The 24,469-nt window shown below is 62.3% G+C and carries 21 protein-coding genes; 9 read left to right on the plus strand and 12 right to left on the minus strand.

Annotated features, from left to right (window positions below; translation table 11 throughout):
- Positions 1 to 384 precede the first annotated feature (384 nt).
- A complete protein-coding gene (locus ACIPSK_RS30840) occupies positions 385 to 552 on the plus strand; it encodes a hypothetical protein (RefSeq protein ID WP_157628318.1) in 168 nt (55 codons plus the stop codon).
- 69 nt (positions 553 to 621) lie between these two features.
- Here ACIPSK_RS30840 and ACIPSK_RS30845 read toward each other — a convergent pair whose 3' ends face one another.
- Both ACIPSK_RS30845 and ACIPSK_RS30850 read right to left on the minus strand, forming a co-directional pair.
- Positions 622 to 1,083: a carboxymuconolactone decarboxylase family protein gene (locus ACIPSK_RS30845; protein WP_162119217.1), complete on the minus strand. Its 462-nt coding sequence runs from the start codon at positions 1,081 to 1,083 to the stop codon at positions 622 to 624.
- 23 nt (positions 1,084 to 1,106) lie between these two features.
- Entirely contained in the window at positions 1,107 to 1,607 is a 501-nt protein-coding gene (locus tag ACIPSK_RS30850; RefSeq protein ID WP_162119218.1) for an RrF2 family transcriptional regulator, read from the minus strand.
- Positions 1,608 to 1,704: 97 nt separating this feature from the next.
- Here ACIPSK_RS30850 and ACIPSK_RS30855 point away from each other — a divergent pair, with 97 nt between their 5' ends.
- Together ACIPSK_RS30855 and pdeM are read left to right on the plus strand one after the other, a co-directional pair.
- Positions 1,705 to 4,215 (plus strand): ligase-associated DNA damage response DEXH box helicase, encoded by a 2,511-nt coding sequence (locus tag ACIPSK_RS30855; protein WP_162119219.1) that lies wholly within the window; start codon positions 1,705 to 1,707, stop codon positions 4,213 to 4,215.
- Positions 4,216 to 4,258: 43 nt separating this feature from the next.
- Positions 4,259 to 4,984, plus strand: coding sequence for a ligase-associated DNA damage response endonuclease PdeM (gene pdeM / locus ACIPSK_RS30860; protein ID WP_162119247.1), 726 nt, complete (start codon positions 4,259 to 4,261; stop codon positions 4,982 to 4,984).
- A gap of 208 nt (positions 4,985 to 5,192) precedes the next feature.
- Here the strand turns inward: pdeM and ACIPSK_RS30865 are convergent, their stop codons facing one another.
- From ACIPSK_RS30865 to ACIPSK_RS30900, 8 genes are all read right to left on the minus strand, one after another.
- Positions 5,193 to 5,774 (minus strand): transglycosylase SLT domain-containing protein, encoded by a 582-nt coding sequence (locus tag ACIPSK_RS30865; RefSeq protein WP_003545252.1) that lies wholly within the window; start codon positions 5,772 to 5,774, stop codon positions 5,193 to 5,195.
- A 141-nt stretch (positions 5,775 to 5,915) separates the two neighbouring features.
- Positions 5,916 to 6,473 carry a dihydrofolate reductase family protein gene (locus ACIPSK_RS30870; RefSeq protein WP_162119220.1) on the minus strand — a complete coding sequence of 186 codons (558 nt, stop codon included), beginning with the start codon at positions 6,471 to 6,473 and terminating at the stop codon, positions 5,916 to 5,918.
- 225 nt (positions 6,474 to 6,698) lie between these two features.
- Entirely contained in the window at positions 6,699 to 7,499 is an 801-nt protein-coding gene (locus ACIPSK_RS30875) for a TIGR02186 family protein (RefSeq protein WP_017966910.1), read from the minus strand.
- Positions 7,499 to 8,422 carry a TSUP family transporter gene (locus tag ACIPSK_RS30880; protein WP_162119221.1) on the minus strand — a complete coding sequence of 308 codons (924 nt, stop codon included), beginning with the start codon at positions 8,420 to 8,422 and terminating at the stop codon, positions 7,499 to 7,501. Before ACIPSK_RS30880 ends, ACIPSK_RS30875 begins: the two co-directional genes overlap by 1 nt.
- 485 nt (positions 8,423 to 8,907) lie before the next feature.
- The gene (locus tag ACIPSK_RS30885) at positions 8,908 to 12,678 is read right to left on the minus strand and encodes a peptidoglycan-binding protein (RefSeq protein ID WP_162119222.1); all 3,771 of its coding nucleotides are present in this window, start codon (positions 12,676 to 12,678) and stop codon (positions 8,908 to 8,910) included.
- Positions 12,679 to 13,009: 331 nt separating this feature from the next.
- Positions 13,010 to 13,375, minus strand: a complete 366-nt coding sequence (locus ACIPSK_RS30890; protein ID WP_017966914.1) for a VOC family protein — start codon at positions 13,373 to 13,375, stop codon at positions 13,010 to 13,012.
- A gap of 215 nt (positions 13,376 to 13,590) precedes the next feature.
- The gene (locus tag ACIPSK_RS30895; RefSeq protein ID WP_162119223.1) at positions 13,591 to 14,292 is read right to left on the minus strand and encodes an SDR family NAD(P)-dependent oxidoreductase; all 702 of its coding nucleotides are present in this window, start codon (positions 14,290 to 14,292) and stop codon (positions 13,591 to 13,593) included.
- A gap of 73 nt (positions 14,293 to 14,365) precedes the next feature.
- A complete protein-coding gene (locus ACIPSK_RS30900; RefSeq protein WP_162119224.1) occupies positions 14,366 to 15,049 on the minus strand; it encodes a DNA-3-methyladenine glycosylase I in 684 nt (227 codons plus the stop codon).
- Positions 15,050 to 15,327: 278 nt separating this feature from the next.
- Between ACIPSK_RS30900 and ACIPSK_RS30905 the strand changes: the two genes are divergently transcribed.
- The 4 genes from ACIPSK_RS30905 (at position 15,328) to ACIPSK_RS30920 (ending at position 21,290) form a co-directional block, all read left to right on the plus strand.
- Positions 15,328 to 17,124 (plus strand): acyl-CoA dehydrogenase C-terminal domain-containing protein, encoded by a 1,797-nt coding sequence (locus tag ACIPSK_RS30905; protein WP_162119225.1) that lies wholly within the window; start codon positions 15,328 to 15,330, stop codon positions 17,122 to 17,124.
- A 100-nt stretch (positions 17,125 to 17,224) separates the two neighbouring features.
- Positions 17,225 to 18,433: an acetyl-CoA C-acetyltransferase gene (locus ACIPSK_RS30910; protein ID WP_162119226.1), complete on the plus strand. Its 1,209-nt coding sequence runs from the start codon at positions 17,225 to 17,227 to the stop codon at positions 18,431 to 18,433.
- Positions 18,434 to 18,566: 133 nt separating this feature from the next.
- Positions 18,567 to 20,783 (plus strand): 3-hydroxyacyl-CoA dehydrogenase NAD-binding domain-containing protein, encoded by a 2,217-nt coding sequence (locus tag ACIPSK_RS30915; RefSeq protein WP_162119227.1) that lies wholly within the window; start codon positions 18,567 to 18,569, stop codon positions 20,781 to 20,783.
- Between the two features lie 297 nt (positions 20,784 to 21,080).
- Positions 21,081 to 21,290 carry a cold-shock protein gene (locus tag ACIPSK_RS30920; RefSeq protein WP_003545273.1) on the plus strand — a complete coding sequence of 70 codons (210 nt, stop codon included), beginning with the start codon at positions 21,081 to 21,083 and terminating at the stop codon, positions 21,288 to 21,290.
- A 408-nt stretch (positions 21,291 to 21,698) separates the two neighbouring features.
- Here the strand turns inward: ACIPSK_RS30920 and ACIPSK_RS30925 are convergent, their stop codons facing one another.
- Positions 21,699 to 22,199: a MarR family winged helix-turn-helix transcriptional regulator gene (locus tag ACIPSK_RS30925; protein ID WP_162119228.1), complete on the minus strand. Its 501-nt coding sequence runs from the start codon at positions 22,197 to 22,199 to the stop codon at positions 21,699 to 21,701.
- A gap of 58 nt (positions 22,200 to 22,257) precedes the next feature.
- Here ACIPSK_RS30925 and ACIPSK_RS30930 point away from each other — a divergent pair, with 58 nt between their 5' ends.
- On the plus strand, positions 22,258 to 22,662 hold the full coding sequence (locus tag ACIPSK_RS30930; RefSeq protein ID WP_162119229.1) for a GFA family protein: 405 nt from the start codon (positions 22,258 to 22,260) through the stop codon (positions 22,660 to 22,662).
- A 92-nt stretch (positions 22,663 to 22,754) separates the two neighbouring features.
- Entirely contained in the window at positions 22,755 to 23,198 is a 444-nt protein-coding gene (locus ACIPSK_RS30935) for a nuclear transport factor 2 family protein (RefSeq protein WP_162119230.1), read from the plus strand.
- 6 nt (positions 23,199 to 23,204) lie between these two features.
- Here the strand turns inward: ACIPSK_RS30935 and ACIPSK_RS30940 are convergent, their stop codons facing one another.
- On the minus strand, positions 23,205 to 24,407 hold the full coding sequence (locus ACIPSK_RS30940) for an MFS transporter (protein WP_162119231.1): 1,203 nt from the start codon (positions 24,405 to 24,407) through the stop codon (positions 23,205 to 23,207).
- Positions 24,408 to 24,469 lie beyond the last annotated feature (62 nt).

Here is a 24,469-nt window from a genome sequence, read left to right on the forward strand (position 1 = left end):
GCAAACCGTCTCGCGCAGCACAATGCGACGGAGCAGCACCGCCCCCCTTTATCGAGACGACGATCTCCAAACCGGCCCAACGAAAAATCATGCCCTACATCCATCGGCGACGCTCCCAAATCAAAACGTCGCCAAAACAATCATACGGCCCGCAGTAAAGGAATCCGACCCCCGCAAACCGAGTCAATCCGTCGCACCGACTTATGTATATGCCCTAGCGTAAAAACGGGGAGAGGGGACTGCGTCTCACGCTGCCTCTACGATGCGTGCCGCAGGAAAGGCTCTAACGTTACAATTCGGTAAGCCATTCTAAACAAAACGTAACTTGCCTGGGATCGGTCTCGGCGCCAAATTCATCTCGCGCCGGATTTGATGAGGTGAACTATGTCAGATTTGGAAAAACTTGTCAGACGCCGTATGCAGGAAGAATACGCCAAGGGCGCTTCCGCAGAAGAAATTGCGAAAGTCGTCCGCGACCTATTCAACAGCGTCGACCTCTCGGGCAATCGGTTTGACGCCGTTGCCGTACGGGCCACCAGGGATCACGAGTGACCCGATATTCGACCGACCCGAGATTTTCGGGTCGGTTGCCGGAATGAATTCCCCGTAAACAGATCTCGATCACGCGGCCTTCGTTACCGCATCGAGCGGATGCTGCGAGCGGAAGCCGACGGCAAGCCGGTTCCAGATATTGATCGCGCCGATTGCCACCGTAATCTTCGTCATTTCTTCTTCGGAAAAATGTGCCTTCAGCGCCTCGTAATCGGCATCCGGAGCGCTTGTTTTGGCGATATTGGTCACTGCGTCAACCCAGCCGAGCAGCGCCCGTTCGCGCGCGTCATAGACCGGCGATTCCCGCCAGACGCACATCAGGTTGATCCATTGTTCGGAGAGCCCATCGTGGCGGGCTTCCTTCACATGCATGTCGACGCAATAGGCACAGCCGTTGATCTGCGAGGCGCGCAGCTTGATCAGGTGGATAAAGCGGCGCTCCAGCCCGGAGGACTGGACATATTGCTCGAGCGCGGCGACAGCCTTGTAGGCATCGGGAGCGGCTTTGGCGAAGTTGAAACGTGGTTGCATTGTGTTTCTCCTTTGTTGGCGGCTCAACGAGCCGTCTTGCGTTCATGGATTTCAAGGAAAGCGCAGCCTCTCGCTGCGATCGATCCGTCGTCGAGAGCGTTCAGTTCGATGCCGAGATCGGCAATGCTCGTCTTGGCAAGTTCGGCGCGATAGACCCGTTCGGCTCTGAGCATCGCCGCGCTGATGGTGCAGGGCGAGGCGAAGAAACGATCGGAGACCGGGTTCGGTCCGCGCTGGCGGATTTCGGCGCAGCGGAAGGCAGGCGCCGGTCCTTCGACTGCGATCACGATGTCGAGCAACGAAATCTCCTTCGGCGCTTTTGCCAGCCGATATCCGCCCTTCGGCCCCGGAACGGTATCGAGGATGCCGGCGCCCGACAGCGCCTGCAGATGCTTCAGCAGATAACTCGTCGAGACGCCGTGGAATTCCGCCAGCGCGGCCGCCGAAAGCACGCCGCCTTCGGAGAGGCCGGAAAGCATCGCAACGCTGTGAATAGCCTGCTCGACCCCATCGCCCATCTTCATTCGCCTGGCCTCCTCAATTCATGGATAAAAAATATCCATGATTATTGCTTTTGTCAATCGCTCTTCTTTTTCCCCCGCATTTCACTAGTTTCAGGGCGTGGACCAGATCGATTCCGACACCCGTACCCTGCTGCCTTCCACCTTTACCCGCTGGTTTGCGGAAAAAGGCTGGCGCCCGCGCACCCATCAACTGGAACTGCTTGCCCGCGCCGAGGCCGGTGAAAGCACGCTGCTGATTGCGCCGACCGGCGCCGGCAAGACGCTCGCCGGTTTTCTGCCCTCGCTGACCAATCTCACCCGCCGCGGCAGGATCCCGCCCGGCTCCGCCTTCACCGGCATCCATACGCTCTATGTCTCACCGCTGAAGGCGCTTGCCATCGATATCGAGCGCAACCTGATGAAGCCGGTTGCGGAGATGGGTCTGCCGGTCACCGTCGAAAACCGCACCGGCGATACGCCGAACGCCAAGCGCCAGCGCCAGAAGCTCAACCCGCCGGATATTCTGCTGACCACGCCGGAACAGGTCGCCCTGCTGCTGGCGAACCGGGAAGCCGAGCGCTTCTTCAAAGACCTGAAATATGTCGTCCTCGACGAGCTGCATTCGCTCGTCACCTCCAAGCGAGGCCATATGCTTTCGCTCGGCCTTGCCCGCCTCCGCCGCCTTGCCCCCGGTCTCCAGACCATCGGCCTGTCGGCGACCGTCGCCGAGCCCATGGATCTGCAGAAATGGCTGGTCGCTCAGGAGGAGGGCGGCGAGCATCATGCCGGGCTCGTCGTCGTCGAAGGCGGCGCCAAACCCGATATCTCGATCCTGTCGACCGAAGAGCACATTCCCTGGGCCGGCCATTCCGCCCGATATGCAATTCCGGATGTATACCGCCAGCTCGTCGAACATCGCACGACGCTGCTCTTCGTCAACACCCGCAGCCAGGCCGAAATGCTTTTCCAGGCGCTCTGGACGATCAATGACGACAACCTGCCGATCGCCCTTCATCACGGCTCCCTCGATGTCGCCCAGCGCCGCAAGGTCGAGGCGGCGATGGCCGAAAATCGGCTGCGTGCGGTCGTTGCCACCTCCACCCTCGATCTCGGCATCGACTGGGGCGATGTCGATCTCGTCATCCATGTCGGCGCGCCGAAGGGCGCCTCACGCCTTGCCCAGCGCATCGGCCGCGCCAACCACCGCATGGACGAGCCGTCGAAGGCGATCCTGGTGCCGGCCAACCGCTTCGAGGTCATGGAGTGTCAGGCAGCCCTCGACGCCAATTATATCGGCGCGCAGGATACCCCGCCGGTCGGCCGCGGCGCGCTCGACGTGCTCGCCCAGCATGTGCTCGGCATGGCCTGCGCCGAGCCTTTCGACATGCTGGAACTCTACGATGAAGTCATCAGCGCCTCGCCCTATGCCGATCTCAGCTGGGAGACCTTTGAACGTATCGTCGATTTCGTCGCGACCGGCGGTTATGCGCTCAGGATCTACGAGCGTTACGCCCGCATCCGCAAGACCGCGGAGGGCCGTTGGCGCGTCTCCAATCCGGCGGTCGCCCAGCAATATCGCCTCAACCTCGGCACCATCGTCGAAAGCCCGATGCTGAATATCCGCATGGTCAAGCGCGGCGAGGGCGGCAGGATCGGCCGCGGCGGCGCCACTCTGGGGAAAGTCGAGGAATATTTCCTCGAGCAATTGTCGCCCGGCGATACGTTCCTCTTCTCCGGCAAGGTGCTGCGCTTCGAGGGCATCCGCGAAAATGAGTGCCTTGCCTCGCAGGCCTTTTCGCTCGATCCGAAGATCCCCTCCTATAATGGCGGCAAGTTTCCGCTGTCGACTTATCTCGCCGAGCAGGTGCGGGCGATGATCGCCGATCCCGATCGCTGGCGCCACCTGCCGGAGCAGGTGCGCGACTGGCTGTCGCTGCAGGACGACAAGTCGATGCTGCCGAAACGCGATGAGTTCCTGATCGAAACCTTCCCGCGCGGCAGCCGCGCCTACATGGTTGCCTATCCCTTCGAAGGCCGTCTCGCCCACCAGACGCTCGGCATGCTGTTGACCCGCAGGCTGGAGCGGATCGGCGGCAAGCCGCTCGGCTTCGTCGCCACCGACTATTCCCTGGCCATCTGGGGCCTCGAGGATATGGGGCTGATGATCCGCAATGGCCGGCTCAATCTCTCCGACCTCTTCGACGAGGACATGCTGGGCGACGACCTCGAAGCCTGGCTCGACGAATCTTTCCTGTTGAAGCGCACCTTCCGCAATTGCGCCGTGATTGCAGGCTTGATCGAGCGCCGTCATCCGGGCAAGGAAAAGAGCGGCCGCCAGATCACCGTCTCCGCCGATCTGATCTACGACGTGCTGCGCAGCCACGAGCCGGATCACATTCTCCTGCAGGCGACGCGGCAGGATGCGGCGACGGGACTTTTGGATATTGGCCGTCTTGGCGATATGCTGAGACGAATCAGGGGCCACATCACCCACCGCGCCCTCGACCATATTTCCCCGCTCGCCGTGCCGGTGATGCTGGAAATCGGACGCGAGGCGGTGCCGGGCGAGGCCCATGACGCGCTGCTCGCCGAAGCGGCGGACGATCTGATCGCCGAAGCACTCGCCTGATGAAAAATTGGGCCTGACTGATGTATTTGGGAATAAGAGAGTGATGAACCGCCTGGCGCTGGCGCGCGACATATCGGGATTGGCCGCGACATCAGGTGTCGAAACGGCAATCCATGGCATTGCCGCCGTCTGCGATCCGCTCGGCGCCCTCTATCTGCCGGATACCGGCCTGCTCGTCGTCTCCGACCTGCATCTGGAAAAGAGCGCAGCCTTTGCGCGCCGCGGCATGATGCTGCCGCCTTACGATACGCTGGCGACGCTGACCGTGCTTGCCGCCGTCATCTCGCGTTATGATCCGAAGCTCGTCATCTCGCTCGGCGATAATTTCCACGACCGCATCGGTTCCAAGCACCTGCCGGAGAATTTTCGCGCCCTGATCGTCGAGATGGCGCGCGGTCGCGAATGGATATGGATCAACGGCAATCATGATCCGGATGGCATCGTCGATCTGCCGGGCACATCTGCCGACGAGATGCATTATGCCGGCCTGACCTTTCGGCACGAGCCGAAGAACGGCTTGCAGAGCGGCGAAATCGCCGGCCACCTGCACCCGTCGGCGACCGTCCGCCGCCGCGAAAAATCCGTCCGCCGCCCCTGCTTTGCCACCGACGGCGCCCGCCTGCTGATGCCGGCCTTCGGCGTCATGAGCGGCGGTCTGGATCTCGGGCACCAGGCGATGAAGGGCCTGTTCGACAAGGCTTCGCTGGTGGCGCATCTGTTGGGGCGAGATCGGATTTATTCGGTGCGGTATGGGAATTTGAGGGGGTAGCGCCTTATATTCCAGGTCGGCGGGCTTCAGCCCCCTCTGCCCTGCCGGGCATCTCCCCCACAGGTGGGGAGATCACTAGTGGCTTGAACTTCCTGCCCATCTACCGTTTCGCCGTGCTGGACGTTCGTTGTTTGGGGAAGCCCGTGTGCCCAGCCAATCTCCCCACCTGTGGGGGAGATGCCCGGCACTGGCACGGCACCACCTAAACTCAATCGCACTCCTGCAACTGCCGCTGATACGTCCCGGCCATCCGCGCAAACTTCTGCGCCGTCTGCTGCAATTGCCCGTTCGAGCGCCAGTCGCCGCGTTTGTATCCCGTCGGCCCGGAATAATAGGCGAGATAGAGATTATAGGCATCGTTCAGCGGAATGCCGGTCTCCACGCTGTTCTGGTAATGATACCAGCCGATGAAATCGATCGCGTCGGCGAAATTCGCCCGCCGCGCCGTCCAGTTCCCGGTCTGCGACTGATAGTGATCCCAGGTCCCGTCGAGCGCCTGCGAATAGCCGTAGGCCGTCGACGGCCGGGTCCAGGGAATGAAGCCGAACAGCTTGGTGCGCGGCGGCCGCGCATAGGGCTGGAAGCCGGATTCGGTATACATCGTCGCCATCAGGATCGGCACGGGCACGCCGTACTTCTTCTCCGTTCGTTCGGCGGCGCTCTGCCAGCTGGAGAAGAGCCCGTCGCGCTCGTCGAAGACGGCACAGATGTTCCTCGTCTGCTTCGGCGCCGTCGCGCAGCCGGCAAGCAGCGCGAGACCCACGGCCGTCAGAACGATACGAGTACGCATGACAAAACCTCTCGTTTCCGAGAGATTACTAACTCGTAAATGTTAAAAACCGGTTTTTAGTCGAATGCGAACTTCTCAGGCTGCTCTCTTATCGACCAGGGATCGATACCCTGGCCTGACCACTGGACGGCCTCGCATCCACTAAGCCTTGACGGGCTCGTAGCGCAGGATCACCGCGCCGCCTTCCGTCGTCGAGGATTCGACGAGCTTCAGCGGCACCTGGCCTTCCGCCTGTTTGAAAAGCGGATTGCCGCCGCCGAGGATGACCGGCACCAGGCAAATCTTGATTTCGTCGATAAGCCCCGCTTTTAGCAGGCTGTCGGCAAGCTCGGCACTGCCGAAGATGAAGATCGTCTTGCCGTCCTCCTGCTTCAGCCGCGTCAATTCGGGGATCGGATCGCTGACGACGCGTGCATTGTTCCAGCCGGGCTCGGTGATCGTCCGCGACACGGCGATCTTGGCGATGCCGTTCATATAGGCTTTGATCTCACCTTCGCCCTCGGCTGTCGGCCAGTACGAGGCCATGCCCTCATAGGTCTTGCGGCCGAAGACCAGCAGATCGCCTTCCCTGCCGAACTGTTCGGCATAGCGCTGCAATTCAGGCCCCCAGGCGAGATTGTGGAAGTCGATATCCCACGGCTTCGTGCCTTCGAAATAACCATCGAGCGTCATCAGGTTCCATAGAACAAGCTTCCTCATTTCCTTCCTCCTTCTGAATTGCCAACCAAGGTAAAACCGATTGCGTTTAGCAACTAGTTGAAAGCTAGATAAACTGATAGCAATATGCAAGCGGTTTTTTTGTGAAGCGTGGATGAGCTGCCGCCAAAACATCCGCGTAGCAGCTCCCGCAAAGTGGGCTCGACGCCGGACTCAAATCGATAGAAGAAATCGAGAGGAAATGGAGCGTCGAGCCTTGGCGGCAGATCAGTCCTTGCGGAAGATCAGGCTGGCACCCCAGCCGGTGATCACGGCTAGAGCCACGGCCGCGCAGCCGTAGAGGATCGGCTGATCATGCGCCGCATCGGTGATCGTCTGCTCGATGCCGGTTTTGATGACCCGCAGCGGCAGCGACTTCTCGGCGACGAAAAGACCGCTCTTGAACAGATAGGCGCGCACGCTGTGCACGCCGTTCGGAATGTTCGCGGGCAAACGCAGGCTCGCCTTGAAGAGGTTGGAGGAAACGAACCGCACGCCGCTTGGGTTGCGGTCGTAGAGCCCGCCGCCCTGCTGCAGCCGCCGGAAGGCGTCACGGAACTCGCCGAGATTGCTGCCGTCGCCGACGAAGCCGACCGGAGTCAGCGGAATGTGATCGATGCCGATTTCCTGATCGGTCAGGTCAAGCGGCGTCACGATGTCGTCGATCATCCGTGAACTCGACATCGAATAGGAATGCGGCACCGCTTCGAAGGTCATCGAGCGAGTATTCACCCAGATGCCGAAGACGCGTTCCTTCTTGCGCACCGTCGCATCCTCGCGCGGCCCCTCCAGCACCACGACCACGTCATATTGGCCGACGGCGAGCAGCAACTGGTCGGTGTTCGAGAGCGCCCCGAAAATGGTCAGATCCGCACCGTGGAAATCCGAGGTGATGGCGATTTCACTGGTCGACGTGCCGATTTCCAACCCTTCACGCACCGCCTCCGTTGCCTGCCCTGGCAGCCACTGCGCTCCGGCAGAGGCCGGCAGCAGGCAAAACAACGCGATGACGAAAACAACCAGGCGCATCAGTTGCCCGCTCCCATCACCACCGAATAGACGTCGGCCGGCGCCACCACCAGCGCGATCGCCAGACGCAGGCCGACGGCGAGCACCAGCAGGCCGAGCAGGGCGCGCAGCTGCTCGCCGCGCAGCTTCTGGCCGACGCGCACGCCATATTGCGCGCCGACGACACCCGCCACCATCAGGATGAAGGCGAGCACGATGTCGACGGAGAAGTTCGTCGCCGCCTGCACGATCGTCGTATAGGCGGTCACGAAGATGATCTGGAACAGCGAGGTGCCGACGACGACATTGGTCGGGATGCGCAACAGGTAGATCATCGCCGGCACCATGATGAAGCCGCCGCCGACACCCATGATCGAGGTAAGGATTCCGATCGCAAAGCCGAGCGCGACGATCGGAATGACGCTGAGATAGATTTTCGATTTCTTGAAACGCACCTTCAGCGGCAGCTTGTGCACCCAGTGCTGGTGGCCGGGCTTGCGCGGTGCGGGCGGCTCGTTGCGCGCTGCCCGCCGCATGGCATTGATGCTTTCGAGCAGCATCAGTCCGCCGACGGTGCCGAGGAAGACGACATACATCAGCGAGATGATCAGATCGAGCTGGCCGATGGCGCGCAGCAGCGAGAAGATCCAGATGCCGACCGTCGCACCGGTAAGACCGCCGACCAGCAGCACCGTGCCGAGCTTGACGTCGAGCGAGCCGCGCCGGAAATGGGTAATCGCGCCAGATATCGACGACGCCACAACCTGGTTGGCGCCGGTCGCGACCGCGACGACCGGGGGGATGTTGTAGAAGATCAGCAGCGGGGTGATCAGAAAACCGCCGCCGACGCCGAACATTCCAGACAGGAATCCGACGGCCGCCCCCATGCCGAGAATGATGAAAATGTTCACCGACAATTCTGCGATGGGCAGATAGATTGTCACAGCCGACCCCGAATGATGACCGCTCCTGCCGGGCGGTTTCTTGTCACGTCCCCGTTCGAATGCGCACCATACTGTGAAATCATTGCCAGAGGCTTTCGATCGGCCCCGTGATTAGCCATAGAGATTGACGGAGAGATCGGTGGCACAGGATTCGCCGGATGCGCGGATCGATATGTCCGGGCATAATCCGGCTTTTTTCAGGTTTTGTGACAGGCTGCGGCAAAATTGGAAAAAGCCTTGCGGCATAGTGCCGCCAGGCCGGATTGCTGACAAAATCGGCCGACTCCTTCAGTTCGCGCCGACGACTGCCCCTCACCCTAACCCTCTCCCCGTAAACGGGGCGAGGGGACGTGCCCTACGAGAAGGAGCGAGGAACGGAGAGGTTGCGGCGATCCCCCTTCGCCGCGCGAGCGGGGAGAAGGTGCCGGCAGGCAGATACAAGGGGCCGCTGTCGGCGATCTCCCGGACGAAGATGACGACGCGCCTCAGATCGCCTTGCTGCCCTGCTTGTTGCGTTCGAGCAGCGCCTTCACCGTCGCGTCGGTCACCTTGCCGTCCGGCTCCTGGCCGACGGACTTCTGGAAGTTTTTGATCGCGGTCACGGTCTTCGCACCCATTTCGCCGTCCGGAACTCCGGCGTCGAAGCCGTTATTGTTGAGGATCGCCTGGATGTTGCGGACTGCCTTCTTCATGTCGACGGTCGCCGTCTTCGCGCCAGTGCCGGCCCATTCGTCGGGAATGTCGATGGCGTTCGTACGGTGGTCGACCGGCTCCGGCTTCCAGAGATCGGCCTTGGCGCGCGCCCGTTCGAGCTGGTCGGGCTTCATGGCTTTGGCCACTTCGTCGCGCTTCTGCGCCGCATCCTTGTCGCCGGCCTTGGCGGCGATCGCAAACCATTTGTACGACTCTTCGAGATCAGCCGGAACCCCGTTGCCCCTAGCGCAGAGGATCGCCAGGTTGAACTGGCTGTCGGTGATGCCGAGGTTCGCTGCCTTGGTGAACCACGAGGCGGCCGTGGCATAATCCTGCTGGCCCAGCGCGCCGGAGGCGTAGAGAACAGCAAGATTGTGCATGGCGCTGGCATTGCCCTGGTTTGCCGCCTGCTCGTAAAAACCCTTCGCCTTGGCGATGTCGCGTTCGACGCCGTTGCCCTTCTCGTACATGCTGCCGAGCCGGTATTGCGCAGGCGCAAAGCCCTTGTCGGCCGCAAGCTGGTACCAGTTCGCCGCCTGCTTCTGATCGGCTGTCATGCCGTTGCGGCCGTCGGAATAACGCGCGCCGATCTCGAACAGCGCCAGCGCATCGCCGCCGCTCGCCGCATCGGCAAGCGATTTCGGCTGGACGGTGTCGGGAATGGTAATAGTCGCCTGCGGCGCGGGTGCGGGAACGAAGCCCGATGTCTCCTGTGCCGCGCCGGACGGACCGGGAGCGGCAAGCGTCGCTGCCCCTTCGCCGTCAAGCGGCGTCATATCGGTCAGATGGTCGCCGCCGACCGGCGGGGTTGCTTGCGGCTGCGGCTGTTCGGCGGCGGGCGGTACAGTTGCTGCCGGAGCGGTCGTTTCGAGAGCGGCGGCATCCGGCTGGGCAGGTGTCGCTTCGGGCAAGGCCGGCGCCGGGTTTTCCGCAGCACCCGTCAGCGCCGAGACTTCCGCTGGCGGCTGCGGCGCGCGCTCGCCGCTCGTCAGCGTTCGGGCAAGCGGAAAGGCCATGATAGCGAGCAGCACGGCGCCGACCGCCAGCAAGATCGGCCGCCGGTAGCGCGAAAAGGCACTGGTCTTGCCCGTTTTGTCAGAAGCCTTGCCGGCTTTGTCGGCAGTCGCGCCCTTCTTCTCGGCCTTGACGGCCGCCTGCTTCGGATTGGCGTCCACTTCCATCGCGGCCGCCTGCGCCGCCCGGCGCGCAGCAGCAATATAATCGGCGCGATCGGTTTCGCCGGCAGGTTTGCCGCGCGCCGCGCTCTGGCTGGCGCGAACCCGTTCAAGGATCTTCTTCACGTCAGGTGCGCCCGAGCCCGGCTCGAGCAGTTCGTTTGCCGCATCCGTCGGCACCACGTCGGTGGGATCGATCGACGGCGCGGGATCGATCATCGGACGTTCGGTCGCCCGGCTCTCGGCTTTCGTGCCGGGCAGCAGCCGCTTGCCGAGACTGGCGAGCAGGCTGGCCTTTGCCGGCGCCTGCGCCGCTGTCGCAGCCTCCGTCGTTCTCGTCGCAGCTTCGATGGCGATCACGCTCGTTCCGCTCATGGCGGCGGCTTGAGCCGGGGCGGCAGCCTCGGCTGCGATCTCGGCCGTGCGGATAACGGGAGAAGCCTTCGCTGTCTGGGCAGCGGCCGGCATCCTGTTCATCTCGGCTTCGGCCACCATCAGCGCATAGGGATCGACATCGAAATCGACGTCGGCGACCGGCATCTGGACGAGCGGCCGGCCGCGATCTTCCATGCCGTCGAGGCGGTCGGCGATATGCACCAGCGTCTCGTGCAGCGCCTGAAAAGTCTTGTGCGTGCGTTCCTCGCTGTCGCGGCTGAGATCCTCGAGGTGGCGCAGATCCTCGGCCAGCGCCGTCAGCGCCGACATGTCGGCGGCGGGCATGACACCCTGCGGGCCGCCATGACGCGAATAGGCTTCGACGACAGCCTCTGCCGCCTGGCGTGCGGCCTCGATGATATATTCGTCGCTTGTCGCCATATAGTCTTCGATCGCGCCCATGCGCCGGTCGAATTCCGGGGGTATCGCAGCGCTCTCGCGCGGCGCGCTCATCAGCGCCGAAAGATTGGCGATCTGGTCTTCAAGGTTCTTCAGCGCGCGCGGATCGGTCGGCGCTGCCGATGTGCTTTCCTCCAGGCGGGCGGCAATGTCGCTCAGCCGTCCTTCGAGACGCAGGAAGGCGCTGTCGTCGGCTACAGCGGCGGGTGCCGGCGCCTGCTGCTGATAGGCCATCTCGTCGATGCGCCGGGCGAGATGGTCGAGCCGCTGCGCCAGCACGTCGTTGACGGCGCCGTTCTCAAGCGCGTCGATCTTGCGGGAAATGTCGGAAAGCGTGCCGGTGAGGTCGGGCTGCGGTGCGGTCTCCTGCGTGCGCTCCAGCAGATAGGAAAGATGTTCCAGCCGTTCGTCGAGCCGCGACGTCGCTTCCGCCTTCGTCATCTCCTCGACGCGTCCCGTCAGCGCCTCAAGCCGCATCGCCAGCTCATCGGCCGGGTTCACGCGGCTGGCCGCATCATGGCTCATCAGTTCGATCTGATCGGCCAGCGCCTCCAGCCGGTTTTCCAGCCGCTGCATCAGGCCCGGATCATTCGTGGTGGCTGTGCGCCCGCTTGCCGCGATCGCCCGGCTGATCTCGTCGAGCCGCATGTCCATGGCGGCGAACTGTTCGGACATTACCCGGTCGTGCGGCTGGATCATGTTGCCGAAATGCTCCATCGCCGTGGCGATCGAGATGAGCTTGTCTTCCAGCGCCCGAACCGCGGGGCTTTCGCCCATGCCGCCGATATGGCGCTTGATGTCGTCGAGCCGATAGGCAAGCGAAACGAGCTCTTCCTGCAGCCCTTCGGTATCGAGCGCCGCAAGCCGGTTTTCGAAACCGTCCCAGCGGTTTTCCATATGGCGCAGCGAATCCTCGCGCGCCAGCCCGTCCATCAGCGAGCGCAGCTCTTCAAAATCCTCGCGAAGGCCTGTGGCCTCCGGCGCGGCGGAGCGGCCGGTCAGCTGCGTGATGCTCTGGGCAAGGCGGCCCATGTCGGCGCGCATGTCGTCGGCGAAACGGCCGTCGCCAGCATTTGTCTTGATCTCACGCAGCTCGGCGCGCAGCGCGTTCATCTCACGGGTGACGCCCTCGGAAATGTCGCGCTTCAGGTCCTGCCGCAGGTTGACGAGGGCCTGGGCAATCTCCGTCATCGTATCGTCGCCGGCGCGCAAGGCCGGCGCCGGCGCTGGAGCGGCGGCGCGCGGCACAGGTTCGCGAAGCTGCGGGGCCTGTTGGCGTGCGTAGGGCCGTTCGCGGCTGGCTTCGAGCGCGCGCTGGCGTTGACGGATTTCGGCGAGCGGATCGGGCCGCGGCTCGGGTGGGGCCTTTGCGGGCCGGGGAGCATGGGAGCCGGCATAAGGATCGCGCTCGGCCGGTGCCGTGCGTGGCCGCTGTTCGCGCCCGCTGCCCATCAGCCCTTCGATGCGCGCCTCCAGCCCTTCGATCGTGCGGTTCAACGCATCGAGCGAGGTCCTGTCGGACTGTCGGGAAGGATTTGATCGCGATCCGTTCATGTTCTTGCTCGCTTCGACTGCTCGACCCCTCGTCAGAGCTCGATCTTTGGCTTTTCCGTCTACTGCCCGCCTCTTTACGCGGACCAGAGCGCACCATTCATAAGACGATAGTCAATTAGACTTTCCTCAAGCTGAACGATGTAGCGGCATCCTAAGGGAACGCGAGACGGGGGAAAGGAATGCGGATCGCTACTGCTCAATCCGCACCTTTCACGAAACGTGGTAAACAAGCCGTTAATGCCGATGGGAATTTTTTAACGTTTGTGTTCAAAACGCCGTTCTTGGCGGCAATTGCCCCCGAACGCGTCACATCGAATGGCCACGCGCGCGCTCAGGCGGGCCGGGGATATTGCAGTTCGATTTTCACGCCTTCGGGTCCGTAGACGAAGACCTGACCGAGTTCTGTGTCGGGAATATCGTAATATTCGTAGCGATAGCCGCCCGCCTTGATGCGTTCCAGCGCCGGCCCGAATTCGTAGAGGCTGAAGGCGACATGGTTGAAGATGCCGGGCGGAAAATCGGTGCTGCGCGATGTCAGGCTGAGATGGATGACCGGGCGTTCGTCCAGATAGAGCCAGTGGCCGGGCGAGGCAAAGGGTGGCCGATAGCCCTCGCTAACGCCGAGCACGGTCTCCAGGAAGCCGATCATCCCGGGCGCATCGCGGGTCTCGATGGTGACATGGTCCAGACGTGGCATCGGTATCCTCCCAGCTAGAGCATGATGCCGAAAAGTGTGAGCGGTTTTCGGACGACATCATGCTCTAACTCTTTAATTGAGAACAGGATTCAGATGTTAGGCCGAACAGGCCTAAAATCATCCTGTTCTAGCCTTGACGGCAAAGCCTAACCTGTCTGAGAGTGTCGCGAAAGTTGCTTCCCCTGCGGCGGCAGGCCGCGGCCAGGGCGGGAGACTTAGAAGCTCTCCGTCCAGGGCCGGACTTCCACCTCCAGCGACCATGCGCTGCGGTGCTGGCGAAGCACGTCGATATAGGTCTGGGCGATCGCATCCGGCGAGAGCGTGCCATCCGGCTTCTCCACCCGGTCCGGCCGGGTCTGCGACCGCACCGCGCCGTCGATGACGAAATGGGCGACATGGATGCCCATCGGCCCGAGTTCGCGGGCAGCACTCTGGGCAAGGCCGCGCAGCGCGAACTTGCCCATCGCAAAGGGTGCCGATTGCGCAAAGCCCTTCACGCTTGCCGACGCGCCGGTGATGAGGATTGCGCCGCGGCCGCGCGGGATCATCCGCCGCGCCGCCTGCTGCACCACCAGGAAACCGCCGAAAGCGGTGGTCGCAATCGCCTTCTCGACATCGGCGGGATCGAGTTCGGCGAGCGGGCCGCGCTGACGGGCGCTTGCATTGAAGATCACCACGTCAGGCCCGCCGATCGAAGCGGCAGCCGTTTCGAAGAGTGCTGCGGCGCTCGCAGGTTGCGAGACATCTGTTGTAAAGGCGGTGGCGCCGGTCTCCTCGATCAACCCTTGCAGTTTCTCGATATTGCGGGCGGCAAGCCCGACCTTGGCTCCCTGCGCCGACAGTTGCCGGGCAAGCGATGCGCTGATGCCGGATCCCGCACCGACGATAAGCGCGCTCTCATAGGGAAAGTCGGTCATGATGTCTTCCTCGATGGATCGTCCGAAAAACTTAGGAAGTCCGAACGGTCGGCGCCACCACCCGACCGGAGTTTCAGTGCGCTGAATCGATCGAATAGGCGCTGATGCGCGAGAGATGGATGAAGGAAAGGCCCGTTTCCTTCGCCCAGTCATTGAAGGCCTGCTGGATCAGCTGCTGGTCCTTCTTGGTTGTGCCGGAGGAGGAGAGCGGTACGCCGGCCGATCGGAGGCAGGCGAGCACGTCGATCGTGGCGATGAAGCTGTCGCGGCCGATGCCGCGCAGGAAATATTGTCCGGACATGCCGCCGAGCCGGTTGCCGCGTTTGCTCAGCAGGTCGAGAAGGCCGATCTGGTTATCCTCAGGCCAGTCGGCGAAGAAGACGCCGGCGCTGCCATATTCTTTTGCCAATTCCCTGATGAAGGCGGCATTGGCCCGAATCGACATGATCTTGGCGCCGTTGCGGATGATCCGCTCATCCGAGGTGAGGGCGTGCCAATAGTCGTCGGGCGCGATATTCAGCATCGCCGGATCAAAACCGGAAAACGCTGCCTCGAAACCTGGCCACTTGCTGTCGATCACCTTCTGGACGAAACCGCTGTAGAAGATGCGCCTGGTCATGTCCGCCAGGATGCGATCGTCGGGCATGGCGCGCAGCCGCTCGTGATCCGGTCGGTGATTCTCCAGCAAGGCCTGCAACGCGGCCGCTCCGCCCTTTCGTTCCTCCGCACGCTGCCTTATCGCTTCGAAACTGATCATGCGGCCCTCCTCAAACATTGCCCCGATTGCCGCTTGAACGACGCTTCCGTTTATACGCCGTTCTGCGATGGACAAGGAAGATGAGATGGCGTCTCTTGCCTGCCATGCGTGACGCGTCACGCGTCATACTTTCATCGCCCAACGGATTCGCGCGTTCGAATTTTTTCATGAAAAGGCGGCCAAGGTGCAAAATTTGACGTTTACGCAAACGTCAACATTTTGTAAGACAGTGCCCGAGGCTGGAGCAATCCGGTCAGTCGATGGGAGGAATTTGAGAGATGCCAGTCTACAAGGCCCCGGTGAACGATACGCTCTTCGTCCTGAACGACGTGCTGGGCCTCGAACGCTACAACAATCTGCCGGGTTTTGCCGACGCGACTCCCGATATGATCGAAGCGATCCTCGGCGAGGCCGGAAGGGTTGCCGAGGAAGCTCTCTTTCCGCTGAACTATTCCGGCGATCAGGAAGGTTGCACGCGCCACGACGATGCCAGCGTCTCGACGCCGAAGGGTTTCAAGGAAGCCTATAAAGCCTATCGCGAAGGCGGCTGGATCGGCCTTGCGGTGCCGGAGGAATTCGGCGGCCAGGGGCTTCCCTATACGCTGCATACCGCCGTCGGCGAATATACGTCGGCCGCCAACATGTCGCTGATGATGTATCCGGGCCTGACGCAAGGCGCGATCGCGGCACTCCTCGTCCACGGTTCCGACGAGCAGAAGGCCACCTATCTGCCGAAGATGGTGGACGGCACGTGGTCCGGCACCATGAACCTGACCGAGCCGCATTGCGGCACCGATCTCGGCATGCTGCGCACCAAGGCGGTGCCGCAGGCTGACGGCAGCTACAAAATATCAGGCCAGAAGATCTTCATCTCCGCCGGCGAGCACGACCTGACCGACAATATCATCCATCTGGTGCTGGCCCGCATTGAGGGTGCGCCCGAGGGCACCAAGGGCATCTCGCTCTTCATCGTTCCGAAATTTCTCGTCGGCAAGGACGGCGCGCCGGGCGCCCGCAACGCTGTCTCCTGCGGTGCCATCGAGCACAAGATGGGCATTCACGCCAACGCCACCTGCGTGATGAATTACGACGAGGCGACCGGCTTCCTGATCGGCGCCGAAAACCGCGGCCTCAACGCCATGTTCGTGATGATGAACGAAGCCCGTTTGATGGTCGGCCTGCAGGGCATCGCCATTTCCGAGATCGCCTATCAGAACGCCGCCAGCTATGCCCGCGACCGCATCCAGGGCCGTTCGCTGTCCGGCCCCAAGGCGCCGGAGAAGAAGGCCGATCCGATCATCGTCCATCCGGATATTCGCCGCACGCTGATGACCATCCGCGCCTTCAACGAGGCCGGCCGCGCCTTCCTGCTCTGGACCGCGCTCAAGTCCGATATCGCCCACCGCGCCAGCGACGAGAAGGAGCGCCAGACGGCCGACGATATTCTCGGCCTCGTCACCCCGATCCTCAAGGGTGTGATGACCGACAAGGGCTTCGATCATGCCGTCATGGCCCAGCAGGTCTTCGGCGGCCACGGCTATATCGAAGAGCACGGCATGAGCCAGTATGTGCGCGATGCCCGCATCGCCATGATCTATGAAGGCGCCAACGGCATCCAGGCGCTCGATCTCGTCGGCCGCAAGCTGGCGCTGAACGGCGGCCGCGCCGCCATGGCCCTCTTCAAGGAGATCGGCGATTTCTGCGAGGAGAACCGCGAGAACGAAAAGCTCTCCTTCTTCACCAAGCATCTGAAGAAGGGCTTGAACGACGTCCAGGGCGCGACCATGTGGTTCATGCAGAATGCCATGGCCAAGCCCGACAATGCCGGGGCCGGCTCGACCGATTATATGCACCTCTTCGGCCTCGTCATTCTCGGCTATATGTGGGCGAAGATGGCCAAAGCCGCCGAGGATGGGCTTGCATCCGGCGATGCCGCCCGCGAGGATTACCTGAAGAACAAGCTGGTCACCGCCCGCTTCTTCATGGAACGCCTGATGCCGGAAACCGCACTTCGCAAGGCCCGCATCGAAGTCGGCGCCGACACGATGATGGAACTGGCCGCCGAAGCGTTTTGAGCCGGTTCTCCCTCCCCCTTGTGGGGAGGGCTGGGGAGGGGTCTTATCTCCTCCTTCCAAGATTTGAGGCAAGATAGATTGCCGTCAGGGAGATGAGACGATGACCGAGGTTTTCATTTACGACCACGTGCGTACGCCGCGCGGCCGCGGCAAGAAGGACGGTGCCCTGCATGAGGTGCCTTCCGTCCGCCTCGCGGCAAAGACCCTGGAGGCGATCCGCGACCGCAACGGGCTGGACACGAGCACGGTCGACGACATCATCATGGGCTGCGTCGATCCGGTCATGGATGCCGGCGCCGTCATCCCCAAGGCCGCCGCCTTCGAAGCCGGTTACTCCACGAAGGCGCCCGGCATGCAGATCTCCCGCTTCTGCGCCTCCGGCCTCGATGCCGTCAATTTCGGAGCCGGCAAGATCGCCCAAGGCGCCGACGACATCGTCATTGCGGGCGGCGTCGAAAGCATGTCGCGCGTCGGCCTCGGCATGTCCGGCGGCGCCTGGTTCATGGATCCGTCGGTAAATTTCCCGGCTTATTTCATGCCGCAGGGTGTCTCGGCCGATCTGATCGCCACAAAATACGGCTTCAGCAGAACCGATGTCGACGCTTATGCGGTCGAGAGCCAGAAGCGTGCCGCCCAAGCCTGGGAAAAGGGCTGGTTCGACAAGTCGGTCATCCCGGTCAAAGACCAGAACGGCCTGACGATCCTGGCAAAGGATGAACACATGCGTCCCGGCACCGACATGCAGGCGCTCGCCTCCCTCAATCCGTCCTTCCAGATGCCCGGCGAGATGGGCGGCTTCGAGGCCGTCGGCATCCAGGCCCATCCTGAGATCGAGCGCATCAACTATGTCCACCATGCCGGCAACTCCTCCGGCATCGTCGATGGCGCCAGTGCCGTCTTGCTCGGCTCCAAGGCCGGCGGTCAGAGCATGGGCAAAAAGCCGCGCGCTCGCATCAAGGCCTTCGCCAATATCGGCTCCGATCCGGCCCTGATGCTGACCGGACCCGTAGATGTCACCGAGAAGCTGTTGAAACGATCGGGCATGAACCTTGCCGACATCGACCTCTTCGAACTCAACGAGGCCTTTGCTGCCGTGGTGCTGCGCTACATGCAGGCATTCGACATCGACCACGACAGGATCAACGTCAATGGCGGCGCTATCGCCATGGGCCATCCGCTCGGCGCCACCGGCGCGATGATCCTCGGCACGGTGCTGGACGAACTTGAACGCCGCGATCTCAACACCGCTCTGGTGACGCTCTGCATCGGCGCCGGCATGGGCACCGCAACGGTTATCGAGAGGGTCTGACGGGACCGAAATCCTCCCACTTGTGGGGAGGGTCGAGCAAAGCGAGGGGAGGGGTCTTCTCGCCAAGGAAACCCCCTCCCCACAAGGGGGAGGGGCTTCACCGCCAGAGAATTCAGGGAGAGGAATTCCCAAGATGAGCACTTACACGAATTTCACGCTCGAAACCGATGCCGACGGCATCGCTCTCGTCACCTGGGACATGCCCGGGAAATCGATGAACGTCTTCACCGCCGAGGTGATGGCCGAACTCGACGCCATCATCGACGCCACGACCGCCGATGCCGCCATCAAGGGTGTCGTCGTCACCTCGGGCAAATCCTCCTTCTCCGGCGGCGCCGATCTGTCGATGATCAAGTCGATGTTCAGCTCCTATCAGGAGGAGAAGGAAAAGAGCCCGCAAACGGCCGTGCAGACCCTTTTCGGTCTGGTCGGTCGTATGAGCGGCCTGTTCCGCAAGCTCGAAACCTCGGGCAAGCCCTGGGTTTCCGCCATCAACGGCACCTGCATGGGCGGCGCTTTCGAATTGTCGCTCGCCTGCCACGGCCGCGTCGCCTCCAATGCCAAGAGCGTCAAGATCGCGCTGCCCGAAGTGAAGGTCGGTATCTTCCCCGGCGCCGGCGGCACGCAGCGTGTGCCGCGGCTGGCGAACGCCCAGGATGCGCTGCAGATGATGACCACCGGCCAGTCGCTGACCGGCTCCCGCGCCAAGGCGATGAACCTCGTGCATCAGGTGGTCGAGCCGGATCAGCTGATCCCTGCTGCCAAGCAGATGATCAAGGATGGCCTGAAGCCGATCGCTCCATGGGACGAGAAGGGCTTTAAGGCGCCGGGCGGCGGCATCTGGACGCCGGCTTCCGCCCAGCTCTGGCCGGCAGCTCCGGCGATCCTGCGCCGGGAAACATCGGGCAATTATCCTGCAGCGCTTGCCATCCTGAAATGCGTCTACGAAGGCCTGCAGGTGCCGTTCGACACCGGCCTGAAGATCGAGCAGCGTTACTTCACCGAGGTGCTGCAGACCCGCGAAGCCTTCTCGATGATCCGTTCGCTGTTCATCTCCATGCAGGAGCTCGGCAAGGGCGCCCGCCGCCCGGTAGGTCACGCGAAGACCGAGCTGAAACATGTCGGCGTCGTCGGCGCCGGCTTCATGGGCGCCTCGATCGCTTATGTCACCGCCGCCGCCGGCATTCCGGTGACGCTGATCGACCGCGATATCGAAGCGGCGATGAAGGGCAAGACCGTCTCGGAAGGCCTGGTCAAGGATTCTATCGGTAAGGGACGTCTTACCCAGGACGAGGCGGCTGCACTGCTCTCCCGCATCACGCCCTCGGCAGGCTATGCCGACCTCGGCAATGCCGATCTCGTCATCGAGGCGGTGTTCGAGGATCGCGAGGTGAAGAAAGCGGTCATCGAGGCGGTCGAAGCGGTGTTGCCGGAAGGCGCGATCTTCGCCTCCAATACCTCGACCTTGCCGATATCAGGTCTCGCCAGGAATTCGAAACGCCCGGCCGATTTCATCGGCATCCACTTCTTCTCGCCTGTCGAGAAGATGATGCTGACCGAGGTCATCCTCGGAAGCGACACCGGCGACAGGGCGCTGGCCGTTGCTCTTGATTATGTCGCGGCCATCAGGAAGACGCCGATCGTCGTCAATGACACCCGCGGCTTCTTCGTCAATCGCTGCGTGCTGCGTTACATGTCGGAAAGCTACGACATGCTGATCGAGGGCGTGCCGCCTGTGATGATCGAGAATGCCGCCAAGATGGCCGGCATGCCTGTGGGACCGCTGGCGCTCAACGACGAGGTCGCCATCGACCTCTCGCTGAAGATCCTCAAGGCGACGGTTGCCGATCTCGGCGAAAAGGCCATCGACCCCAGGCATATGGAACTCATCTCCCGCATGGTGGAAAAGGAGGGCCGTTTCGGCCGCAAGAATTCCAAGGGCTTCTACGACTATCCGCCGAAGCCGGCGAAGAAGTCCCTCTGGCCCGACCTCAAGACCTTCTACCCGCAGAAGCAGGCGGATGAGGTCGACGTCAACGTCCTCAAACAACGATTCCTCGTCACCATCGCGCTGGAAGCCGCTCGCACGGTCGAGGAAGGCATCGTCACCGATCCGCGCGAAGCGGATGTCGGTTCGATCCTGGGCTTTGGCTTCGCGCCCTATACCGGCGGGGCGCTGAGCTATATCGATGGGATGGGCGCAAAGGCTTTCGTAGAATTGGCGGAAAAGTTAGCTGATGCCTACGGAAGCCACTTCAAGCCGACGCCGCTGCTGAAGGACATGGCCGCCAAGGGCGAGACGTTCTACGGCCGGTTCGACCCCTATGCGAAGGTGGGGAAGGCGGCTTAGGTCTCTGTATCGTGCCGCAACGCCCCCCTCTGCCCTGCCGGGCCCGGGGGGGGCGGCCACGGCACGACATTCAAGAATTATTCGACTTCACCTCGCCAGCTGAATTCGCCTTTCCCTCGCTGCGGCCTTGTCACCGACACAATTTCCGATTACATGTGCGCGCATCGATCTTGCTAGATGAACTTTGAAACGGCCTCGTGTCGTTCCTGGCGAACTTCCTCCAAAATCGGTTTTCATCGCCGCTTGGCATTTATCCGAGCTGCAATCTTTAATGAACGATTCGAAAAGGATATCGTCATGAGCACAGGTACCGTAAAGTGGTTCAACGCAACCAAGGGCTTCGGCTTCATTCAGCCGGATGACGGCGCAGCCGACGTTTTCGTCCACATCTCCGCCGTTGAACGCGCTGGCATGCGCGATCTCAAGGATGGCCAGAAGCTGTCTTACGAGCTCGTCCGCGACAACAAGTCCGGCAAGATGTCGGCAGACCGCCTCCAGGCGGCCTGAGCCTTCAAGGCTCCAAATATCATCTCCGGATCGTGACCACGGATGTACTGGCACGGTTCGTTGAGATAGCAGGGAAGGTCGGGTTCACCCGGCCTTTTTTTGTATCTGGTTGGCTGATGTTGTGCCCTTTCCCGAGAAATGCGTCCGCGACACCCCCCTCTGCCCTGCCGGGCATCTCCCCCACAAGGAGGGAGATTGGATGGGTGCGATGGCTTCCCCAAACAACTGGCCGTCACGTGAATCGTAAATTGAGGGCGAGGCATGGCTTCTTGCCGATCTCCCCACCTGTGGGGGAGATGCCCGGCAGGGCAGAGGGGCGCGGCCACGGCACGACTTTAAAGAATCTTTCGCTTCGCCAAGCTGAACACGTCACCGGCGACAACAAGCCTCGCAAGACAGGTAACGCGCTCAGCCTCCTGCCGTCTCGCCAGCCTCCAGCATCTCCATGACCCGCGCCATCACCGACCGTGCCGCATCGAGTTCCGCTGACGTAAACGCCGTGCCGAGCTCATCGGCCCAACCGGCTTGCGCGGTCTCAATGACACCGAGCCGCGCCGCCCCTTCTTCCGTCAGCCGCACCAGCTTGGCGCGCTGGTGCTGCGGGTTGTCGGCATAGGCGATCAGCCCTTCGCTCTCCAGCACGTCGGCGAGCCGCTGCACGCCCTGGCGGGCGACGCCGAGCGCGCGGGCGATCTGCGCCACCGACATGCCGCCGCGTCGCGCCGCCGCCAGCACCTGCCAGCGCGCGCTCGTCTGTCCTGCCGGCTTTGCCAGCCGGTCGCCGGCCGCCGTCAGATGGCCGGCGAGGCGAAGGGCGGTGATGGCGAAAGCGGAAAAAGCGTCCCCCTCCATCGTTCGCTCCGGTCGTTTTTGTTTGACAACATGTTGTCGATTCTGTATCTCATCCATAATGACAACATATTGTCATATGCGGAAACTGAAGGCAACGCCGAAGGAGGAGAGCACCGTGAAGAAAACCTATAAGGGAAGCTGCCATTGCGGCAAAGTGCACTACGAGGTGGACATAGACCTCGAGGAGGGCACCGGCCGCTGCAATTGTTCGATCTGCGCCAAGCGCCGCTATTGGGGCGCCAACGTCAAGCCGGAGGATTTTCGACTGATGTGCGACCAGGCGGAAACGTCCGACTATCAATTCAATACCATGAGCGGTCATCATCGCTTCTGTTGCACCTGCGGTGTGCCGGCCTATGGCGACGGTTATGTCGAAGCGATCGGCGGCGCCTATGTCTCGATCAACATCGCCTGCCTCGATGATATCAGCCCCGAGGAACTGGCAGCACTGCCTATCCGTTATGCCGACGGCAGGCACGATGCCTGGTGGAACGAACCGGCAGTGACGAGTTATCTCTGACGCAATTCCAAAAGTGCGCAGCGGTTCTATCGCTGATGTCGGAACGTCGTCCTCCCTTCGTCCTCTGTCCATAACGGTGAAGGAGAACGATCGTGAAAGACGAAGCGAACGCCAAGATCGAGGAAGAGGCGATCATCGCCATGCTGATGATGCGCGCCAAGGCGCTGGGCGAAAAAAACGCCAAGGATGCGCTTTCCTACGAGACCGAGGATGAGGTCGAGTTTTCGCTGGCGCCGCCGCTTGTCTACTACGGCAAGGACGAGGCGGGCCTGCAGGCCTGGTTCGATACCTGGGAAGGCCCGATCGGCGGCGATGTGCGCGATGCCAGGCTGACGGTTGGCGAAGATGTCGCTTTCTGGAGCGGCCTGATGCGCATGACCGGGACCAAGACCGACGGCGCTGCGGTCGACCTCTGGTTCCGCCAGACACTCGGCCTCGTCAAGCAGGATGGCCGCTGGCTGGTTGCCCATCAGCACGCCTCGGTGCCCTTCGCCATGGATGGCAGCGGCCGGGCGCTGCTCGACCTTAAGCCGTGAAGACTGTCAGGCAGCACTCCCCGCGATCTTCCGTCGGTCGGCGCGAATGCTCATCAGTCCGACGCCCATCAAAAGCAGGATCGCCGTCGCATAGATGTCCGTCGTCAGTGCGTAACCGGCCGATTTCGCCAGGAACCCGGCCAGGATCGCCGGCAGGCTGAAGGCGAGGTAGCTCTGGACGTAGAAGGCCGACAGCAGCCCGGCCCGCTCATCCGGTTTGGCGAGCGGCATGATCGTGCCGATCGAACCGAGGAAATTGGTGCCGAAACCGGCGCCGGTGAAAATCGTGCCGATCAGCAGCAGCGGCACATTGGCGAGATGCACGCCGGCAACGACCGTCAGGATACCGAGCGTCTTGGCCGATACGCCGAAAGCGAGATTAGCCGATGCCGTCTTGCTGCGCCTGAGATAGACGGCGATTGCCCCACTCACCATCAGCGCGGTGACGACGGCCCCGCCGGTCAGTGGCGCCCGGCTGCCGGTCGTGGTGGCGACCAAGGACGGGACCAGCGAGAGATAGAAGCCGGCAAGCGTCCAGTTGGCGATGTTGATCGGCGTCACCAGCGAGAGCGGCCGCTTCACCTGCTGGGGAATGGTGACCCGCGGTATCAGCGAGCCGAGCGCGCCCGGCCGCGTGCCACCGGTCTCGTGTGTCAGCCAGATGACCGCTGCCTGCAGCGTGAAGGCGACGAGCAGCAGCGCATAGATCAGATGCATCGGGAAGGGGCCGTATTGGATCAAGGCACTGGTGCCGACCGCGCCCACCGCCATGCCGGAAAGCGGTGCGATCGAGTTGACGATCTGTCCCTTTGCCCGGTCGACATCGACCAGCGCCGCCCCGAGCGAGGCGCCGGCGATTCCCGTTGCCAACCCCTGCACGATCCGTGCTGCGATCAGCCAGCCGGGACCGCTTGCGACGACGAAGAGCGCCATGGCGACGATTTCGAGCACGAGAGCGAAGAAGATCACCGGCTTGCGGCCGAGATGGTCGGAGATTGAGCCGGCGGTCAGCAGCGCCGCCAGCAGCGCGAAGGCGTAGACCGCGAAAATCACCGTGATCAGCACCGGCGAGACGGAGAAGTTTTCCTGATAGATCCGGTAGAGCGGCGTCGGCGCCGCGGAGGCGCCGAAGAAGGTCGCGAGCGTCAGCGCATGAAAGCCGATCGAGGGGCGCGGCGAATTCTCGGTGGATTTGGCTGCGACGAACATATATAAGCTCCTTAAAGCTAAGCCGTTGCGTTAGCTTATGTAGAGCAGGCATTTCGTAAAAG

The organism is Rhizobium sp. LARHSG275 (genome assembly GCF_052871115.1).

What these genes read in the sequence shown, in the direction of transcription:
- ACIPSK_RS30840 (WP_157628318.1), top strand. Translation starts at nt 385, where the DNA reads ATGTCAGATTTGGAAAAACTTGTCAGACGCCGTATGCAGGAAGAATAC.
- ACIPSK_RS30940 (WP_162119231.1), bottom strand. Translation starts at nt 24,407, where the DNA reads ATGTTCGTCGCAGCCAAATCCACCGAGAATTCGCCGCGCCCCTCGATC.
- ACIPSK_RS30845 (WP_162119217.1), bottom strand. Translation starts at nt 1,083, where the DNA reads ATGCAACCACGTTTCAACTTCGCCAAAGCCGCTCCCGATGCCTACAAG.
- ACIPSK_RS30875 (WP_017966910.1), bottom strand. Translation starts at nt 7,499, where the DNA reads ATGCGCCTGGTTGTTTTCGTCATCGCGTTGTTTTGCCTGCTGCCGGCC.
- ACIPSK_RS30850 (WP_162119218.1), bottom strand. Translation starts at nt 1,607, where the DNA reads ATGAAGATGGGCGATGGGGTCGAGCAGGCTATTCACAGCGTTGCGATG.
- ACIPSK_RS30895 (WP_162119223.1), bottom strand. Translation starts at nt 14,292, where the DNA reads ATGACCGACTTTCCCTATGAGAGCGCGCTTATCGTCGGTGCGGGATCC.
- ACIPSK_RS30925 (WP_162119228.1), bottom strand. Translation starts at nt 22,199, where the DNA reads ATGGATGAGATACAGAATCGACAACATGTTGTCAAACAAAAACGACCG.
- ACIPSK_RS30920 (WP_003545273.1), top strand. Translation starts at nt 21,081, where the DNA reads ATGAGCACAGGTACCGTAAAGTGGTTCAACGCAACCAAGGGCTTCGGC.
- ACIPSK_RS30905 (WP_162119225.1), top strand. Translation starts at nt 15,328, where the DNA reads ATGCCAGTCTACAAGGCCCCGGTGAACGATACGCTCTTCGTCCTGAAC.
- ACIPSK_RS30865 (WP_003545252.1), bottom strand. Translation starts at nt 5,774, where the DNA reads ATGCGTACTCGTATCGTTCTGACGGCCGTGGGTCTCGCGCTGCTTGCC.
- ACIPSK_RS30870 (WP_162119220.1), bottom strand. Translation starts at nt 6,473, where the DNA reads ATGAGGAAGCTTGTTCTATGGAACCTGATGACGCTCGATGGTTATTTC.
- ACIPSK_RS30885 (WP_162119222.1), bottom strand. Translation starts at nt 12,678, where the DNA reads ATGAACGGATCGCGATCAAATCCTTCCCGACAGTCCGACAGGACCTCG.
- pdeM (WP_162119247.1), top strand. Translation starts at nt 4,259, where the DNA reads ATGAACCGCCTGGCGCTGGCGCGCGACATATCGGGATTGGCCGCGACA.
- ACIPSK_RS30910 (WP_162119226.1), top strand. Translation starts at nt 17,225, where the DNA reads ATGACCGAGGTTTTCATTTACGACCACGTGCGTACGCCGCGCGGCCGC.
- ACIPSK_RS30915 (WP_162119227.1), top strand. Translation starts at nt 18,567, where the DNA reads ATGAGCACTTACACGAATTTCACGCTCGAAACCGATGCCGACGGCATC.
- ACIPSK_RS30890 (WP_017966914.1), bottom strand. Translation starts at nt 13,375, where the DNA reads ATGCCACGTCTGGACCATGTCACCATCGAGACCCGCGATGCGCCCGGG.
- ACIPSK_RS30900 (WP_162119224.1), bottom strand. Translation starts at nt 15,049, where the DNA reads ATGATCAGTTTCGAAGCGATAAGGCAGCGTGCGGAGGAACGAAAGGGC.